The organism is Xanthomonas sp. NCPPB 3959, assembly GCF_056675575.1.
This window is the reverse complement of record NZ_JBWWVR010000025.1, coordinates 1-18,184: the sequence shown is the minus strand read 5'-3', so window position 1 is coordinate 18,184 and position 18,184 is coordinate 1. Positions and strand designations below refer to the sequence as shown.

The following is an 18,184-nucleotide window of genomic DNA, read 5'->3' as shown; positions in this document are numbered from 1 at the left end:
GGCGGCGCGTCAGCTGTTGGACTTGGGCGTTTCGTTACTGGCGCCGAACACCGCGCCTTCGATCGACAGCACGCCCGGAATCAGCGGGATGCCCTGGCCGTCAGGCCACACCGCCGACATCGCAAGTGTGTACAGGGTGGACTGGTCGGGGGAGGCCGTGCCCGGTACCTTTATGTGGAATTGGTCGACGGCCACGTCGAGCGTGGTGAGCTTGCTCATGATGCTGTCCAGCGGTGCCGGCAATTGGTCGGCGCTGGGCAGGTCGATGTTGAACTGCGTCTTGAACCATGCCGCAAAGTCGTCCAGCGTGCCGAGATCGACCGGCGCGGGCAGCGTGAACTCGATTCCGTTGGTCTTGGCGTTGGCGATGTCGTCGGTCGATACCGGCACCATGGTGCCGTGCAGATTGAAGTTCAGGCCGAAGACCAGATGCGTGCTCGGCGGGGTCGGCGGATCAGCGGCGACCACGGCGGCGGCCTTGCGCGACAGTTGCTTGCTCATGGGTGGTTCTCCTGGGTGCGGCACTGCGGTGGGTGATGGGCGCGGGAGGCAACGGGTGGGTGCCGCCGCTGAGGACCTGGGCATCGACGATCCCTTCGAGGATCGCCGCGACCGGGTAGGTGGTGCTGCCAGTGGCGAGGTAGAGCACGCCGGTGGCCGGATCCTTGCGCACGCTGATGGCGATTGCCCACAGTGCCGCCAGCGGCGTGCCGGCGGCCATCGCGACGGGCAGGTTCCACCCGTAGACGTCGTTGAGCGCTTGCATCAGCACAGGAACACTGCGTGCGGCGAGAATCGGATCGGTGTCGGTCATGGCGTCTGCGTCGCAGCCAGGCTCCAGCCCAGATTGCCGCCGCCCGGATCATTGGCGTCGGCGAACAGGATGAAATCGGCAAGTACCTTCGGCGGCAGCGTGATACCGAACACGCTGAGTGCCACGTTGTTGAACATCAGCACGTAGGCCGGCCCATTCTTTGTCTTCACCAGCCCGAGGTTGGCCGCCGAGAAGGTCGTCTTGAGCAGGCCTTGCAGGTTGAAGCCGAAGGCGCCGGCAGTGACCTGCGGCAACTGCACGAACAGCGCGACGCCGTCGTCGTCGGGCGTGTAGGTGCTCGCGCCCCAGGCGACGATCAGCGAGGCATCGAGCGATGCATGGGCATCGGCCAGCGCGCCGAGCGCGCCGAGCGGCAGCGCGAATTGCAGGGCATACAGCGGCTTGGAGGTCACATACGCGACCTGCGTGGGCATCGGCGCAACGCCACCGCCGCCTGGCACGCTGGTAGCGACGCCGGTCAGCGCCGGCACCTGCACGGGCAACGCGCCCAGCGCCTTGATGTCCAGGCCGGCCTCGTCGTGCAGGATCGCCTGCAGCGTGAGCGGCAGCATGCGCACCAGTGCGCCGGGCCGCCGTCCGCTGCGATCGTCCGTTGCCCGAAGCCCCGAGAAATCCACCGTGATCTGCGGCAGCCCGATGCGCTTGCCGTCGGCGTCGAGCTGACAGCTGATGCCAAATGCCAGGCTTGTCAGCGCCACACCGGTGGTGGTCGTGCCGGGTGCGGCACCGGGCAGGCCGTAGGAGAACAGGTCGAGCCCGGTCACGCCAGGAAACGGATCGGCCGCGAACGCGAGCGTGCCGCTCAGTGCAAAGCGCGAGGTGATGGTGGTGCCGGCATCGGCGGGGACGGACGGGACGGAGGCAATCGGCACCAGGCTGGCACCGCTGACCTGGAAGGTATCGATCACCCGGATGCGTGAGCGGTCCGGGTTGAACGCGAAGCTACCGTGCTGGCCGCCGTCGAACGTCACCGTACCGACCTCGCCGCGCCGCTGATAACGGCCCGCCACCACCACGGTGTTGGGCGGCACGTCGGCGTTGATATCCGCGCCGGTCAGCGTGACCGCACGGCCGAACAGCGTGTTGATGGTCATTCCCACCCGACAATGGAACTGGGTGACGAGCGACTGGTTGATCGCCACCGACAGCTCCTCCACGACGAATGCGTAGTCCGGCGGCGTCTGGTCCGAGTGCGGCGCGGCCGGCTTGCGTTTGAATATCGCAGTCGCCGCATGGTGATAGATCACCCCGAACAGCGCGCTTTCGCTGATCTGCGGCTCCTGGTCGGCGCCGTCGCTGATGCGGTTGACCTGCACGCCGAAGTGATGGGCGCTCAACTGCCCGTCGATGCCGGCCAACAGCATCTGCAGATCGTCCGGCATACCGTTGCCATTGATCGGCGCATTGAAGGCAAGCATGCCGGTCCAGCCGGGATCGGCTGCCTTGGTGCGGAAATCGGCGAACGGGTCGTCGTCATCGCTGCTCGCCTTTTCTGCAACAGCCAGCGCATCGATCAGCACAGACTGCGTGTCGGTTACGCGCGTAGCGTCGCCGATGAAATAGTCCGTGTTGGCCCAACTCTCCGGCGCGCGGATCAGCTCGGCCAGGCTCTGCGTGGTTGCGTACTTGAAGACAAGGACGGTGCGCCAGCGATCGGTTGCGTCGACGTCGGGCGCGATCTCGAAGTTGAAGCCTGCCACCGCGATCATGCGGGTGATGTTCGGGAACCGGCTCCAGTCGTTGAGCACCAGAAACAGTTGCTCGCGCATCAAGGTGCTGGCCAACTGCGCGTCCACTACGCCGGTTGCAGGATCGGCGTCGAACGACAGCGTCTGCTCCGCACTGCGTGCGAGCAATAGCGACTGCCAGGTGCCGGCCTGCACCTCGGGCGCCTGCGCGGCGGCAATGCCGGCCCGCGTTGACTGTGTTGCCGAGTTGAGCTGGACCAGCAGCCCTTGCGGTGTGGAAGTGCGGGTGCCGGGCAATGGCGCACCCTGTTCGCCAACGAACACCGGGCGATCAGGCGTGCTACCGCGGATCAGCGCGCCGCGCAGGCCGGCGATCACCTGTTTCTCGTAGCCAGCCAGCAGCTGAGCGTCCTGTACGGTCGCGTCGGCGAGCGCGAACACGCCGCCGTACTGCACCATCGGAAACGCCACCGGGATCTCGTCACTCTTCGTCGTCGATGCGAGCGTGGAGACGAGCGCAGACACCGCAGCCGGATAGCGCATGTCCGGGGAGACCGCGCCGCGCCCGAAATTGACCGACGCGCCAGGTTGCGCGTAGTAGCCGCGCATGGCGGTGGCCGCGCCTGGACGAAACCGCACCCACGAGGTGGCAAATGGCCCGTCGAGCAATGGCTTGGTGTCGGCGCCGTTGGCCAGCGTCATGCGCCGGGCCATGGCGGTGCCAAACGCCGTCGAGCAGGCCGGCATCGATGGCACGAAATCGAGAATGTCGCCGTCTGCGACGCGCAGGTATTCGGTGCCGAGCGTGCCGCAGGAAAGCTTCGCCGCACCGCCCGGTACCGTCAGGACGAACGGGCCAAGTGGGGCGAGGTAGGCTGCCGGCGCTTGCGCAGCGCCGGGCCGTGCAGCCGGATAGAGCCCGGCCGGCGAACCGTTGGACGGCACGCTCGGTGCCAGTGTCACCAGATCGCCAGACACGGTACGGCCGAACGACGAGGCCAGGTTGTCCAGCCGCTGCGGCCGGAACAGAAAACGGGTGCGTGTCCCGTCTAGCGGTGCGAGCGGATCCATCTCGCAGTCCAGCAGAAACGCCGGCCAGTCGTTGGCGGGCAGCGGCGGTAGCGGCGGTAGCACCGGATAGCGCAGTTGCGCAAACCCCTGCGGCGCCTGCGGGTCCGGATGGAAGTAGCGCAGCTCGCCGCCTTGCAGGCCGGGCGCCTGCGGATCGTCGGCGAACAGCCCGAACAGGTTGTACGGGTCCCACTCTGCGGTGAAGCGCAGCAGGCCGGCCGCGGCCGGATCGAATGACAGCGCCACCGTGTAGGCGTCTGGCGAGAGCGGCGTGCCCTGGCCGGAGTCGCGTAGCAGGGCGATGCCATCGCCCACGAAGGTGGCCTGCCCGGTCTCTGCTGACAGCGTCCATTGCGTACCGCTCGGTAGCACCAGATCGACATGACCGAACGGCAGCGAGCCGTTGCTGCCCGCCACCTGCCCGCTGGTGGGCGAGAAATAGAACAGCGGCACGCTCGTGCAGGCCCAGGATTGCGGCGGCGCCGCTTGCCATAGCCAAGCCACCCCACGCAGCGTGGCGTAAGGCGGCGTGAGCCCGAGGGTTTGTGCGATGTCGGCAGGCTCCGCCGGCAGTGCCTGCGATTGCGGATGGAACAGGAAATAGCCGGGCTGTTGCCAGGCTTGCGACAAGCTCAACTCCTGCGGCGCCTGCTCGTCTCGCCGGACGCCGATCTGCGATGCGCCGGCACCGCCCGGCAGCAGCAAAAAGCCTGCCTGGACGGGCGCGACACCAATGGCCTGATCCACGGCGGCCGAATAGAGCGCAAAGCCGGCGGCGTCGAGCGCGATCCGAGTGAAGATCATGTCTGCCATGGAGTGCATCGGTGAGCTGATCTCCGGTGAGCCGCGACGTACCTCGATCCGAGTGCGTCGACGGACGCAATGACGACGATCCGGATGCAGCGTGGTCGTCGGCATCGATGGACGGCGGTTGTCTGCCGGCCATCGCGCCCGCATCAACCGCGGACGTTGGGTACGCCAGATGCCGCCTGTGCGTGGTCGATCAGACCGCGTCCTGCGATTCTTCCTTGGCCGCCATGCTCAGCGATGTGGTGACATCGAAGGTGTTGAGCACCACGCCGCGCGCCGTCAACAGGATCGCCTTGTTCTGCGTGATGTACAGAATCAGGTCGTCGTCGAGGCTGCTGTCCTGTGAAAGAGTGACCGTGGCGTGGCCAGTGCGGCTATCCCATGGGAAGACCAAAGTGTTGTCGCCGTATGCGAACACCGCGCTCGTCGAGGGATACTTCGAACGTGGCACGGCCAGCGAACTCGGGGTATATAACGGCGGCGTCGGGCCGGCGGCCCAACCGGCGATGTTGCCGGCATTGTTGTTGGTTACCAGCAGAGACGTGATGGGTTCGTTGTAGCTGTTGAATACCGTGACTTTGCCTGCCATGAGATGCTCCCGACGTTGTGGGTGAAGAGACGGAGACGGTGATTCGCTCCGTTTGCCGATTGGCTTGCTGCGCTAACGACAGTTTGGAAAAGGAATCCGAATTGGTATCGATGCGACACGTGAGACATGGCGCCCAGCGATCATCCTGACGAGGGTGGCGACGCGTTTGCGGTGGATCGTTCAAAGTTCCCTCTATCTGCACCTTGCCGGTTTAAAAAAAACGCTACCCGACATAACGTCTCACCAGGTGGTCCATCTTCGATTGCTCCTGATGGCGGTTTCGTCACCGGTCGCCGAACGAAATCATTCACGCATCGGTTGTGATCGCGTGATAAGGCAGGGCTTGGCGTTGCCCGTCGAGGTTTTTCCGAGACCAGGTCCATCGAACCAACGGCTCAAATGCAAGTGGTTGGGTTTCTGCTTCCCTGCGGCGCATTGGAAGGGAGCTTGAAGACGTGGCAGGTCCTGATCGGCGCGGTATCGATGCGAACCGTGACATGGGTGTCGCCCCCTGCTCCGGGAGGTATTTGCCCACCGCCATGCTCTCCTATCGTGAAGGTGCAGCTATTGGCGGCGTATGCGGTTCTGAGCCGATCATTTGAAGAGTTCGCAACCCGGGTGGGCCAGCCGCTGATGGAGCCCTCGATGTGGGCGACAACGTTGCAACTGGCGGTTGCGTGACCACTTGACGCAAGCAGCGTCAGCAAGACGGCTGCTTTGATGCCTTGATTGAGGATAGGCATATCGATGTCCTGACGAGCGTTGGGAGCTGCATAAAATGCGTTGGCCAACCTTGTCGGATGCGCCAATGGGAACCCGACATAACGTCTCAGAGTCGACGAAATCTTCAGCCGACCATGTGGTCCGGCGCATTCGTGGCGCGACGTCCAGCGAGGGCAATCGATGGTGTGAGAGCGGCTAACAAAGCGACTGCGCTCACCGCCAGGCGAGCGCAGCGGGTACTCGGTGCGGCATGTGCCACTCGTCCTGTTGTTCTGAGTGTGCCGTCCATACCCGGCCGACGGGTGCTCGCGACGTTGGGGACGCCGCGCTTAAATGATCGCAGCCTTGACCTTGAACACGTCCACAGCGCGGATCAGCTGCACGGAGTGGTCTTCGAGCGCACGCGCGGCGGTGTTTGCCGCTTCTACCAGGCGGACATTGTGTTGGGTGGTTTCGTCCATCTGGGCGATGGTCTGATTCACCTGTTCGATGCCGCCGGCCTGCTCTTGGGAGGCGGCGGAGATGTGGCCCATGATGTCGGTGACGTGCTGGACGCTGGTGACGACCTCGCTCATGGTGGTGCCGGCCTTTTGCACCAGTGTGGCGCCGTCGGCGACGCGTTGTACGGAGTCGTCGATGAGCCGTTTGATTTCCTTGGCGGCGTCCGATGAGCGGTGCGAGAGGGTGCGCACTTCGGAGGCGACCACGGCGAATCCGCGGCCTTGTTCGCCTGCGCGTGCGGCTTCGACGGCGGCGTTGAGGGCGAGGATGTTGGTCTGGAAGGCGATGCCGTCGATGACCGAGATGATGTCGGCGATGCGCTTGGACGACGCTTCGATCCCGGACATCTTTTCGATGACCTGGCCGACCACGTCGCGTCCGTCCGAGGCGATCGCGGCGGCGCCCAGCGCGAGCTGGTTGGCGCGGCCTGCGTGCTCGGCGTTCTGCTTGACGGTGGAGGTCAGCTCTTCCATCGAGGCGGCGGTTTCTTCGAGACTGGCGGCCTGTTGTTCGCTGCGGCGCGCCAGTTCCTGATTGCCGCTGGCGATGTCTTCGGCGGCAAACCCGATGCTGTTGGAGGTAGTCTGGATATGCGTGACGATGTCGGTCAGGCGATGCACGGTGCTGTTGGCATCGTCGCGCATCGAGGCGAACACGCCGTGGAAGTTGCCGGTCATGCGCACGGTCAGGTCGCCGTCGGCGATGGCGCGCAGCAGGTCGGAGAACTTGGCCAGGTTGGTGTCGGAGGTGGCCATCATGGTGTTGAGGTTTTCGACCATCAGGCGGAAGTCGTGCTCGAACTTTTCCGGCTGGCCGCGGAGTGCGAAGTTGCCTGCACAGGCGGCCTGGGTGAGTTCCTGGATCTGTGCGTTGATGGCGCGCAGGTTCTGCTTCACCTGCTGCATGGTGGTGGTGATGGCGGCCTTTTCGCCGGGATACTGTTCGATTTCCTGCGCGAGATTGCCCACCGCGTAGCTGCCCATGACCTCGGTCATGCGCAGCTGAGTCTGCACGTGCGCATGCACCAGTGCGTTGGTGTCCTGCACCATGTCGCCGTATTCGCCGGGGAAACGCTTGGCGTCGGTGCGGTAGCTGATCTCGCCGGCTTCGTGGCGGGCGGCCATGGCGCGCTGTGCGGAAATCACCTCTTGCAGGCGGCGCTGCATCTGTTGCATGGCACGCAGCAGCTGGCCGGATTCGTCCTGGCTGGTGGGCATGTCCTGGCTGCGCAGATCGCCGTCGTTGATGCGCTCTGCCAGGCGCAGCGACTGGCGCAGGGGCAGCACCACGCTGCGGGTGAGCAGGAAGGCAATCGTGGCGCCCAGCAGCAGCGCGATGACGGTGGAGATCACCATCAGCATGGCGAAGCCGCGTGCAGTGGCGACGGCGTCTTTGGCGGCCTCGCGGTTCTTGGCTTCCTGCAGATCGATGAAGGCATTGATGCTGGCCAGCCAGGCAATGAAGTCGGGCCGCGCTTCATGTAACAGCAGCTGCTCTGCCTGCGGTTTGTCGCCTGCCTCGCGCAGTGCACGCACGTTGGCGATAAACGGCATGGTGCGCTGCTCGATCTCCTTGATCTGCTGGAGAATCTTTTTCTCTTTGGCATCCGAAGAGGCGGCGATCATGTTGTCGAGCGGCTGCGCGGAGCGTGCGTAGTCTGCGGCGAGCTTGTCGATCGATTGTTCTGCTGCGTGCCGGTCTGCCGCCTCGTCCATCAGCACCACATCGCGCAGCGCAATCGCACGGTCGTGGACGCTGCCGCGAAAGTTGATCGCATAGCGTTGTTTGACGCTGTTGACCTCGTTGATGGCGGTCAGCTGCTGGTCGATGCTGCGCACGCGGTGGATGCCGACGACGGTCAGGATCACCATCAGCACGATGATCGACAGAAAGCCAAGGGCCAGGCGTTGACCAATACGCAGATTCAAAAAGACATGCATGGGGGTTCGATCGATGATCCGACAAAGCGGGGAGCAGGGGAGTCCCGGCAGCAGCCGGGAGGCGAAGGCAGGTGCACGCTCCTCGAAGCGACATGGCTGCCGCTGCTCCGATTGCGTCTCTACGTGTTCGTTAGCGACCCCAGCCATTGAAACTGAAACCGGCGCGTCGGCCGATTCAGGTGTGGTTGGTTTCGTGGCGATGCGACGTCATCCCGATCCGGACGACACGTCGCAACGTCACCGCGCTGCGCAGCGCTTGAGAGCCCGGCAGGCTCAGTCGTAGCGCGCCAGATCCGGCGCCTTGATCGAGGGTGTCATCAGCTTCGCAGCGATGGTCTGGATGCTCGGTTGGCTGGCGAACTTCAGTGCGCCGTGCAACAGCTGAATGCCGAGCCGGCTATGCGGGTTCATCAGTCGCGGACCGATCTTGGGCACGCCCTGGCCCTGTTCGACCATCGGTCGCATGGCGGTCGCGTAGGCCGCGAATGCGCTCTGCAGATCATCGGTGCGTGCGATCTCGCTTGCCAACACATAGCCGCCGGTGACCGCCAGGGTGGCGCCGATACCAGCCAGCGGGGTTGCGCACCACGCCGCGTCACCGGTCAGGACGACGCGGCCTGTGTGCCAGCGCGGCATGCGCACCTGCCGCAAGGCGTCGAAGTAGAAGTCGTCGGTGCTGTCCATGCCGTCCAGTACGCGCGCTGCCTGCCAGCCGGCGTCGGCAAACTGTTCACGCAAGTACGCTTTCTGCGTTGCCTGGTCCCAGTCCTGCTCGCCATCGGTGACCTTCTGCAGCGACAGCATGGCGCGCGTGGTGCCGTGCCGGTCCGGTCGCAACGAGATGCTGCGGCCGCCGGTGGTGTGATACCAGCGCCACAGGCGATCGTCGTCTGCGTTGCGTGCGATGGTGAAGTAGGCGATGGTCAGATCCATCCAGCGTGGGTCGTTTTCGCCCGGGAAAAGCTGTTCGCGCGTGGAGGAGCCGACGCCTTCTGCGATGATGACTGCATCGAAGCGGTCGCTGCTTCCGCTGTGGAAATTGACTATCGCGCCGTTGCCGTCGTCCTGGATGCTGGCGATGCGTTCGCCGAAGCGATAGGTCACCTTGTCGCGTGCGGCTTCATAGAGCAGGCGGGCGAGGTCGCCGCGCAGGATCTCCAGCTCGGCGGTCGGGCCGTCGCCGTCGATGTCGTCGGTCTTGAAGGTGGCCACCGCATGGCCGTGTTCGTCGACCCAGGCAGTGCCTTGCTCGCCGGTGCCACGGTCGAGTGCGGTCTGTTCCAGACCCATGCGCTGCAGCACCTGGCGGCCGACGCCGCGTACGTCGATGTTCTGGCCGCCGTCGCGGAAGTGCGCCGCCTGTTCCACCACCACGACGTCGAGTCCCTGGTTGGCAAGCGTCCAGGCGGCGGTATTGCCGGCGACGCTGGCGCCGGTGATGAGGATGCGACGCGCCATTACAATCACCCGTAGAGATAAATATCAGAGGTGATATTACAGGTCTGCGCCGCGTTGCTCCAGGTTGACGATCAGGCGCTGCATGAACGCGACGGTTTTCTGGGCCTCCTCAGGTGAGAAGCCTTGCAAGGCATCGGCATTCAGATCGATCAGCACCCGAGCGCCCAGCTCGGCCATCTTGCGACCGCGCGCGGTGAGCGATACCAGCGCGGCGCGGCGGTCCTGCGCGGTGGGTGCGCGTTTGATGAGCTTTTGCGCTTCCAGCTTGTCGAGCAGGGCGACCATGGCGGGCTGCTTGACCGCAGAGGCGATCACCAGGTCGCGTTGCAACATCGGCCCCTTCCAGGACAGCAGCAGAATCGGTCCGATCAGGGCCAGCGAGACGCCGTGCGGCCGCAGTTCGGCGTCGACCAGCCGATTGAAGACCCGCGCTGCGTGATTGGCCAGGTAACCCGGCGCCACTGCCGCCTGGGGGTGAATGCGTTCGTCTTGATCCTGCATGCGCGCAACCGTGTGATGCCTTTCAGCCATCGGGCGATTTTATCGGGCATCAAGGCGCGGGGCATGGGTGCTGCTCCCGGCGACGCGTTCACGCCTGCATCGGTGCGACCTCTGCTGCCTGGCACGGCACGCCGTCGCCGGTTGGGCACGCTGCCGGTCAGGCAGTCGTTGCGCACTCGAGGCAGTGCATCGCCTGGGTGCTGCGCAGCGCGCGTTGCCTGCGCTAGCTATTCAGCAATGCCGGGTGGGTTCGGCTGGACGCAGCCGGGCGCAGGCCAGATGATAGCCGGATGCGCGTGCGCCTGGTCTTGCGATAGGCGACACGCAAGGTTGGCAGCTGGCCTCTCTATCAATGGTTTGAAAAAGATGCAGGTAGGTGTGATCGGTAATCCGGGCCAGGGCGGCGTTGCGTTGCGCCCGTGGTCCACACAGTGCGGCTGCCGCATGGCGCTAGTGCGGTCGCATTGCGTATGAGTTCGTCATTCCCGCACGGCGACAGCGCCATGGCGCAGGCGGTCCGCAGCCACGATTGGGCGTCCACGCCACTGGGGCCGAGTGCGCAGTGGCCATCGCCGTTGCGCAACGCGGTCAGCTTGATGCTGGGCTCGCCGGAAAGCATGTATGTGGTGTGGGGCGAGGCGCTGACCTTTTTCTACAACGATGCGTATGCGCCGATTTTGGGGCCGCGTCAGCCGCAGGCCTTGGGTGCACCGCTGCGCGCGTTGTGGGCCGATGCGTGGGAGGCCGTGCGTGGGCCGATCGAAGCCGCGTTCGAAGGGCGCGCATCGCGCTTCGAAGAAGTGCCGATCGGCATGAGCCGCTACGGCGCGCCCGAAGAGACCTGGTGGACGTTCTCGTTCTCGCCGATCTATCTGGACGATGGCCGTGTCGGCGGTGCGTTCTGCGTGACCAACGAAGTCACCGACCGCAAGCTGGCGCAGAGCCGGCTTGCCGATGAGCACGAGCGCTTAATCCGGTTGTTCGAGCAGGCGCCGATGTTCATGGCGTTCCTGAGCGGGCCGCAGCACCGGGTGGAATTCGCCAACCCGTGTTATTCGCGTTTGATCGGTCACCGCGACGTGATCGGGAAGCCATTGGCCGAGGCTTTGCCTGACCTGGTCGAGCAAGGCCATCTGCGCCGCCTGGACGAGGTCTATCAGTCGGGGCGTGCCTACGCGGCCAATGCGCTTGCGTACAACGTGCAGGCCGCGCCAGGTGGCCCGGTGGAGCGGCGCCTGCTGGATCTGGTCTATCAGCCGATTGCAGGCGCCAACGGCACCGTCTCCGGCATCTTCGTGCAGGGTCTGGACATCACCGATCGCATCAGCCTGGAACGCGCGGTGCGCGAGGCGGAAGTGCGCAACCGGCAGATCCTGGACAGCGTGATGGATTACGCGATCATCGCCACCGATCTGCAGGGGCGGGTCACTTCATGGAACGAAGGCGCGCGGCGCATCCTGGGCTGGACCGAGACGGAAATGCTCGGCCAGTCGTTGGAGCGCACGTTCACGCCTGAAGATGTGGAGCACCGGCAGATCCTGATTGAAGCGGCTGCGGCGCTGGAAAGCGGCAGCGGCATGGACGAGCGCTGGCACATCCGCAAATCTGGCGAGCGCTTCTGGGCCAATGGTTCGTTGATGGTGCTGCGCGAAGAGACCGGCGCGGCGATCGGTTTTGTCAAAGTGCTGCGCGATCGCACTGCCGAACGGCTGGCCAGCGAGGCCTTGCGCAAGAGCGAACGCCGGCTCGATGCGCTGGTGCGTGCATCGTCGCAATCGATTTTTTCGGCCAGTGCCGATTGGGGCGAACTGCGTCAGCTGGTTGGCGATGGCGCGCTGAGCGATGCGTTGTCGGCCACGCCGAACTGGCAGCAGGACATGGTGCATCCGGACGATCGCGCGCGGCTGGCAGAGGCCATTGCGCATTCGATCGTCAACAAGACCGCACTGGATCTGGAATACCGTGTGCCGGGTTCCGATCAACGCGTGGGCTGGACCTTGATGCGCGCCATTCCGCTGCTCAACGAGCATGAGCAGATCGTCGAATGGTTTGGCACCGCAGCGGACATCACCGACAAGCGCATCGCCGAAGAGCAATTGCGCCAGCTGACCGAAACGCTGGAAGAGCGCGTGCGCGAGCGCAGCGCGGCCTTGCTGTTGGCCGAAGAGAAACTGCGCCAGAGCCAGAAGATGGAAGCGGTGGGCCAGCTCACCGGCGGCCTGGCGCACGACTTCAACAACCTGCTGACGGCCATCAGCGTGGGGCTGGAGCTGCTGCAGACGCGCATCGAACAAGGCAAGTACGACCGTCTGGAACGCTATGTGGACATGGCGCAATCCAGCGCCGCGCGCGCCACGGCGCTGACGCAGCGGTTGCTGGCGTTTTCGCGCAGGCAGACCCTGGCACCGACCGCGCTGGAGGTGGAAGCGCTGGTGCGCGACATGCACGACATCATCGCGCGCACGCTGGGGCCTTCGATCAGTTTGCAACTGCGCCCGGCGGCAGAGTCGTGGAAAGTGCTGGTGGATGCGCCGCAGCTGGAAAACGCGTTGTTGAACCTGTGCATCAACGCACGCGATGCCATGCCCGATGGCGGCGAGCTCACCATTGCCATTGCCAATTGCGTGTTGAACGAGGCCGCGGCGCAGCAGCTCGATCTGCCGGTTGGCGATTATGTGTGCCTGAGCGTGCAGGACAGCGGCACCGGCATGAGTGCCGAGGTCATGTCCAAGGTGTTCGAGCCGTTCTTCACCACCAAACCGATCGGGCAGGGCACCGGCCTGGGCTTGTCGATGATCTATGGGTTCACCCGGCAATCCGGCGGGCATGTGCGCATCGATTCGGAAGAGGGCGTGGGCACCACCATGTTGCTGTATCTGCCGCGTTTCACCGGCCTGCTGCCGGCCGATGAGATGCAGCACCCGGTCGAACCCTCGCTGCAATCGCCCACGCACAGCAGCACGGTGCTGCTGGTGGAAGACGAAACCGCGATCCGTGTCCTGGTGTCCGAAGTGCTGACCGAAGCGGGCTACCGCGTCATCGAAACAGCCGAAGGCAGTGCTGCCGTGGAGCGCTTGCGCTCGCAGGAAGCGATCGACTTGCTGGTGACGGACGTGGGCCTGACCGGCGGTTTGAACGGACGCCAGGTCGCCGATGCGGGGCGCCAGTATCGACCGTCGCTACCGGTGCTGTTCGTGACCGGCTATGCGGCCACCGCTGCGGTTGGAGCGGGTCAGTTGGACGATGGCATGGAAGTGCTCACCAAGCCGTTTCTTGCGATCGATCTGGAGCGGCGCGTGGCGCAACTGCTGGGGCGGACGCCGCAGTAATCGTGCACACGGAGTGGATGGCGCAATTGCTCCGTTCGCTTACATCGTGGTCTGCACGATACCCAGCAGATCGCGCAACGAGAACGGCTTGGTCAGCAATCGCATGCCGGTATCCAGAAAGTCGGCACGCTTGGCAATGGCGCCTGCATAGCCGGTCATGAACACGATGGGCAATGCCGGGTAAAGAAACCGGGCCTCGTCGGCCAGGTCGCGGCCGTTCATGCCCGGCAGGCAGATATCCGAGAGCAACAGGTCGAACGGGCGCGCCGTGTTGAGCTGTTCCAGCGCGTGCTCGGCATCGGCGGTGGCGACGACCTGGTAACCCTCGTCGCCCAGGATATCTTCGGTCATGGCGCGGATCGCATCGTCGTCTTCGACCAACAGGATGCGTCTGGTGCTTGCTGCGTGATTCACCGCTATCCTCGAACAATCGCAACAACGCGATGTACTTCATGCGCAACGCTAGGCTGGCGGATGTGACGGGAGCGTCGGATTTGTCATAAAGGCATTGCCGAAAAACTCGGTTGAGCGCGCAATGGCAGCAGCGAACGCAAGCTGTGAGCAAGCAGGTCCGCGCAAGCAAGCTGATCAATTCAGTCGTCCGCATCGGGCTATCACGTGCGCGTGATAAATTGAAGGCTATGGGAAATTTGAAGCAGACGACCGCAAAACGCATTGCCACGGGTACCGAGGGGTTGGACACCATCCTTCGCGGCGGCCTGCCACCCAATCGGCTGTATCTGCTGGAGGGCCAGCCGGGGTCGGGCAAGACGACGCTGGCGCTGCAGTTCCTGCTCGACGGCGCTGCCAAGGGCGAGAGCTGCCTGTATGTGACCTTGTCGGAGACCATCGACGAGCTCAACGAGGTGGCGGCCTCGCACGACTGGACGCTGGATGCGCTGAATATCTTCGAGCTGGCATCGGCCGAGGCGTTTCTGGGCGACGGGCGCCAGCAGTCGATCCTGCACCCGTGGGAAATGGAACTGGATGGCACCATCAAGCTCATCCAGGCCGAGATCGATCGGGTCAAGCCGACCCGCGTGGTGTTCGATTCGCTGTCCGAACTGCGTCTGCTGGCACAGGATTCGCTTCGCTATCGCCGCCAGGTGCTGGCGCTCAAGCAGTTTTTCGCGCCGCGCAACATCACCGTGCTTCTGGTCGACGATCTCACCGGCGAAAACGGCCAGCGTGACGCGCATCTGCACAGCCTGTGCCATGGCGTGATCTCGCTGGAGCGCATGACGCTGGACTTCGGAGCAGCGCGTCGGCGCATGCAGGTGCAGAAGCTGCGCGGCGTGAATTTCATCGCCGGCTATCACGACCTGACCATCGTCACCGGTGGCATGCGGATTTATCCGCGCCTGATCGCCTCCGACCACCACGTGCCCTTCGTTGGCGAAGCGGTGTCCAGCGGGGTGGGACGCATCGATGCGCTGCTGCATGGCGGCCCGCTGCGTGGCACCAGTACGTTGCTGACCGGGCCGGCCGGGTCGGGCAAGACCAATATCGCGCTGCAGTACGTTGTTGCTGCCTGCGAGCGTGGCGAGCACTGCTGCATCCTGGAGTTTGACGAGCGCACCGGCACCTTGCTGACGCGCGCCGAAAGCCTGGGCATGGATCTGCGCAAGCATCTGGACTCGGGTCTGCTGGAACTGCATCAGATGGACCCGGCCGAACTGACACCGGGCGAGTTCGCCTGGACGGTGCGCGCCAGTGTCGAAGAGCGTCATTGCCGGGTGCTGGTGATCGACAGCCTCAACGGCTATCTGACGTCGATGCCGCAGGAAAAGCAGCTGATGCTGCAGATGCACGAGTTGCTGTCGTATCTCAACCAGTGCGGCGTCACCACGTTCCTGATCAACCCGCAGCACGGGCTGGTGGGCACGATGTCGACCGGCAACCTCAACGTTTCTTATATGGCCGACACCGTCATCCTGTTCCGTTTTTTCGAAGCGCAAGGACGCATTCGCAAGGCCTTGTCGGTGATCAAGAATCGCAGCGGTGCGCATGAGGATTCGATCCGCGAGTTGCGCATCGGGGTCGGCGGCATCCAGTTGAGCGAGCCGCTGGAAAAATTCCACGGTGTGCTGACCGGCACGCCGCAGTTCGTTGGAGACGCTGCGCCGTTGCTGGATCGTCCCATTGACTACCCGTGACCCGGACGGGTCCATCGTCCACATCATTGCGCCGTTCGGGCGCGACGCCGAAAGCATTGCCGGCATCGTTGGCCAGCGCGGGCTAACGCGTCGGGTCTATGTGTCGTTGGCTGCGCTGGCGGACGAACTGCTCGATGCGTCGGGCGTGGTGGTCTTGACTGAAGAGGTGATCGGCGGCGATCTGCAGCAGTTGACGCACATCTTGCGGGGCCAGGCGGCGTGGTCGGATATTCCGTTCGTGCTGCTGCGTGCCCCGCGCGGAACCCACAACGGGCGTCAAGCCACGTTGCCGGCCGAGCTGACCAACGTCATCGAGCTGGAGCGGCCATTGAGTTCGGCGTCGTTGCTGAGCGCCATTTCGATCGCGTTGCGCTCGCGGCAGAAGCAGTTCGTGATTCGCGACCAGATGGCGCAGCTGGCCGAAAGCAAGGCCGCATTGGCGCTGAGCGAAGCCGAATTGCGTCGCGTCACCGATGCGTTGCCGGTGTTGATCGCCTTTATCGACAAGAACCTGATCTATCGCTTTGCCAATCGCTCGTACGAAGACTGGATCGGGGTGCCGCCTGCCGATGTGATCGGGCGGCCACTGGTGGATGTGGTTGGGCCGGCAGTGGTGGCGGAGCGGCGCGCCTGGATCGAGGCGGCGCTGGCCGGACAGGCATTGACGGTGGAAACCAGTTGGCCGCATGCCGATGGGCGCCGACGCGATGCGGAAATCCGTTATATGCCGCGCCTGGATGCCAATGGCGAGGTGGATGGTTTCCACGTGTTTGCCACCGATGTGACCGCACGCATGCTGGCGTTGGAGTCGATGCGGCAGCAGGCCAATCTGCTCGAGGTCAAGGTGGCCGAGCGCACTGCCGAGTTGCAGCAGCAGATGCAGGCGCGCGAATCCAGCGAAGCCGCGTTGCGGCAGGCGCAGAAGATGGAAGCGGTAGGCCAGCTGACCGGCGGTATCGCGCACGACTTCAACAATATGCTCACCGGTATTTTGTCCGCGCTGGATCTTGCGCGGCTGCGCATTGATCAAGGCCGCACCGAGGGGCTGGGCCGCTTTCTGGATGTGGCCTCGGCCTCGGCCTTGCGGGCCGCCGCGCTGACCCAGCGGTTGCTGGCGTTTTCGCGCCGGCAATCGCTGGAAGCGCGCCATCTGCATCTGAACGATCTGGTGGTGTCGCTGCAGGAGTTGTTGGCGCGCACGCTGGGCGAATCGGTTCGTCTGGAAACCGATCTGCACGCCGACATGCCGCAGGCGTATGTCGATGAAAACCAGTTGGAGAGCGCACTGCTCAATCTGGCGATCAACGCACGCGATGCCATGCCCGGTGGTGGTCAATTACGGATCGCCACGCGTCATCTGCTGGTCGATACGCATCCGCTCGAACTTGGCCGTGGCGTGACGCTGGCGCCCGGCAATTATGCGGTGGTGTCGGTCACCGACAGCGGTACCGGCATGCCGATGGATGTGCTGGAGCGCGTGTTCGAGCCGTTCTACACCACCAAGCCGATCGGGCAGGGCACCGGCCTGGGCATGTCGATGATCTACGGCTTCATGCAGCAGTCCAACGGGCAGGTGTGGGTGGAGTCGACGATGGGCGTGGGCACCACCGTCAGTCTCTATCTGCCGGCGGGCGTGCATCTGCAGCCAGTCCAGCCGCTGCCGCAGGCCGGTGCGGTGGTCACCGGGAGAGGCCAGCAGGTGCTGGTGGTGGAAGACGACGAACAGGTGCGCTTGCTGGTCACCGAGCTGCTCAACGAATTGGGCTACGAGGCCGATGTGGTCGCCGATGCGGATGCCGCACTGCCGATTCTGGCCTCGCAACGGCGGATCGATCTGCTGGTGACCGATGTCGGCTTGCCCGGGCTCAACGGGCGCCAGCTGGCAGAAATCGCACGTCAGTCACGCCGCGATCTGCCGGTGATCTTCATGACCGGCTATGCGGAAACCGCGCGCGATCGTGGCGAATTTCTGGGCGAAGGCATGAGCATGATCGCCAAGCCTTTTACGCTGGGCGAATTCAGCGGCAAGTTGCACGAAGTGCTGGGGCCTTCGGCCTGAGTGCGGAGTGCGTTTGACCCCACGTGCACTTGTATTGTGGATTGCCCATGGCTTCAGAGCGGCTAACAAAACCTCTTGCATGCTATATCGATGGCAAGAAGGTGCCGACATTGTAAATCGCAAGAAGAGCTACGCACGCCGACCATCTCGACTGGTCCTTGCCCGCCCACCGTCGCGGGACCTTACGCGGCATGGATGCCGCGTAAGAGCCTACACGGACGTACTTGCGGCGTGTCCTGCGATGATGGGCGGGCAAGGGCCTTGCAGCCAGGCACAGAGTGTCCGCTTTACGACTGATCTATCCGCACTTTCCAATCATTTCGACATACTGTGATTTGAGTCGTCGCGGCTTTTAGATGCAGTCAAGAAGCTCATGTCAAACGCCTGGTAGGTCGAGGGCGCGGTGCCCTCGCCGCTTGCGGGACACGCCGTGAATCCATCCCTGGAGGCTCGGTGGCGGCATCCATGCCGCCACACGGTCCCGCAATCGGTGAGGACACCGCACCAGACAGTTTGCTGGTCGT

11 protein-coding genes are annotated in these 18,184 nt (G+C 64.2%); 3 read left to right on the top strand and 8 right to left on the bottom strand.

Translation table 11 applies throughout. The features are described 5' to 3' along the window. Positions 1-9 precede the first annotated feature (9 nt). From AC1KVG_RS20410 to AC1KVG_RS20380, 7 genes are all read right to left on the bottom strand, one after another. Positions 10-501, bottom strand: coding sequence for a hypothetical protein (locus AC1KVG_RS20410; protein WP_115038584.1), 492 nt, complete (start codon positions 499-501; stop codon positions 10-12). Continuing rightward, positions 455-814, bottom strand: a complete 360-nt coding sequence (locus tag AC1KVG_RS20405) for a hypothetical protein (protein WP_176341731.1) — start codon at positions 812-814, stop codon at positions 455-457. Before AC1KVG_RS20405 ends, AC1KVG_RS20410 begins: the two co-directional genes overlap by 47 nt. Beyond that, complete coding sequence (locus AC1KVG_RS20400; RefSeq protein ID WP_481095611.1) at positions 811-4,407, bottom strand: hypothetical protein; 3,597 nt, start codon at positions 4,405-4,407, stop codon at positions 811-813. The genes AC1KVG_RS20405 and AC1KVG_RS20400 overlap by 4 nt, the downstream gene beginning before the upstream one ends. A 190-nt stretch (positions 4,408-4,597) precedes the next feature. Continuing rightward, positions 4,598-4,993 (bottom strand): hypothetical protein, encoded by a 396-nt coding sequence (locus tag AC1KVG_RS20395; protein ID WP_255085149.1) that lies wholly within the window; start codon positions 4,991-4,993, stop codon positions 4,598-4,600. Between the two features lie 1,052 nt (positions 4,994-6,045). Further along, a complete protein-coding gene (locus tag AC1KVG_RS20390; protein ID WP_481095610.1) occupies positions 6,046-8,157 on the bottom strand; it encodes a methyl-accepting chemotaxis protein in 2,112 nt (703 codons plus the stop codon). A 273-nt stretch (positions 8,158-8,430) separates the two neighbouring features. Further along, complete coding sequence (locus tag AC1KVG_RS20385; RefSeq protein ID WP_481095609.1) at positions 8,431-9,615, bottom strand: FAD-dependent monooxygenase; 1,185 nt, start codon at positions 9,613-9,615, stop codon at positions 8,431-8,433. Positions 9,616-9,651: 36 nt separating this feature from the next. After that, positions 9,652-10,116: a MarR family winged helix-turn-helix transcriptional regulator gene (locus AC1KVG_RS20380; RefSeq protein WP_481095608.1), complete on the bottom strand. Its 465-nt coding sequence runs from the start codon at positions 10,114-10,116 to the stop codon at positions 9,652-9,654. Between the two features lie 470 nt (positions 10,117-10,586). On the opposite strand from AC1KVG_RS20380, the gene AC1KVG_RS20375 reads away from it, so the two are divergent. Further along, positions 10,587-13,445, top strand: a complete 2,859-nt coding sequence (locus tag AC1KVG_RS20375; protein WP_481095607.1) for a hybrid sensor histidine kinase/response regulator — start codon at positions 10,587-10,589, stop codon at positions 13,443-13,445. Positions 13,446-13,484: 39 nt separating this feature from the next. On the opposite strand, the gene AC1KVG_RS20370 is transcribed toward AC1KVG_RS20375, so the two are convergent. Further along, positions 13,485-13,829 carry a response regulator gene (locus AC1KVG_RS20370; RefSeq protein ID WP_043889761.1) on the bottom strand — a complete coding sequence of 115 codons (345 nt, stop codon included), beginning with the start codon at positions 13,827-13,829 and terminating at the stop codon, positions 13,485-13,487. A 257-nt stretch (positions 13,830-14,086) separates the two neighbouring features. On the opposite strand from AC1KVG_RS20370, the gene AC1KVG_RS20365 reads away from it, so the two are divergent. Both AC1KVG_RS20365 and AC1KVG_RS20360 read left to right on the top strand, forming a co-directional pair. Then, positions 14,087-15,601 carry an ATPase domain-containing protein gene (locus AC1KVG_RS20365; RefSeq protein ID WP_481095606.1) on the top strand — a complete coding sequence of 505 codons (1,515 nt, stop codon included), beginning with the start codon at positions 14,087-14,089 and terminating at the stop codon, positions 15,599-15,601. After that, on the top strand, positions 15,588-17,660 hold the full coding sequence (locus AC1KVG_RS20360; RefSeq protein WP_481095605.1) for an ATP-binding protein: 2,073 nt from the start codon (positions 15,588-15,590) through the stop codon (positions 17,658-17,660). Before AC1KVG_RS20365 ends, AC1KVG_RS20360 begins: the two co-directional genes overlap by 14 nt. The last annotated feature ends 524 nt before the right edge of the window (positions 17,661-18,184 follow it).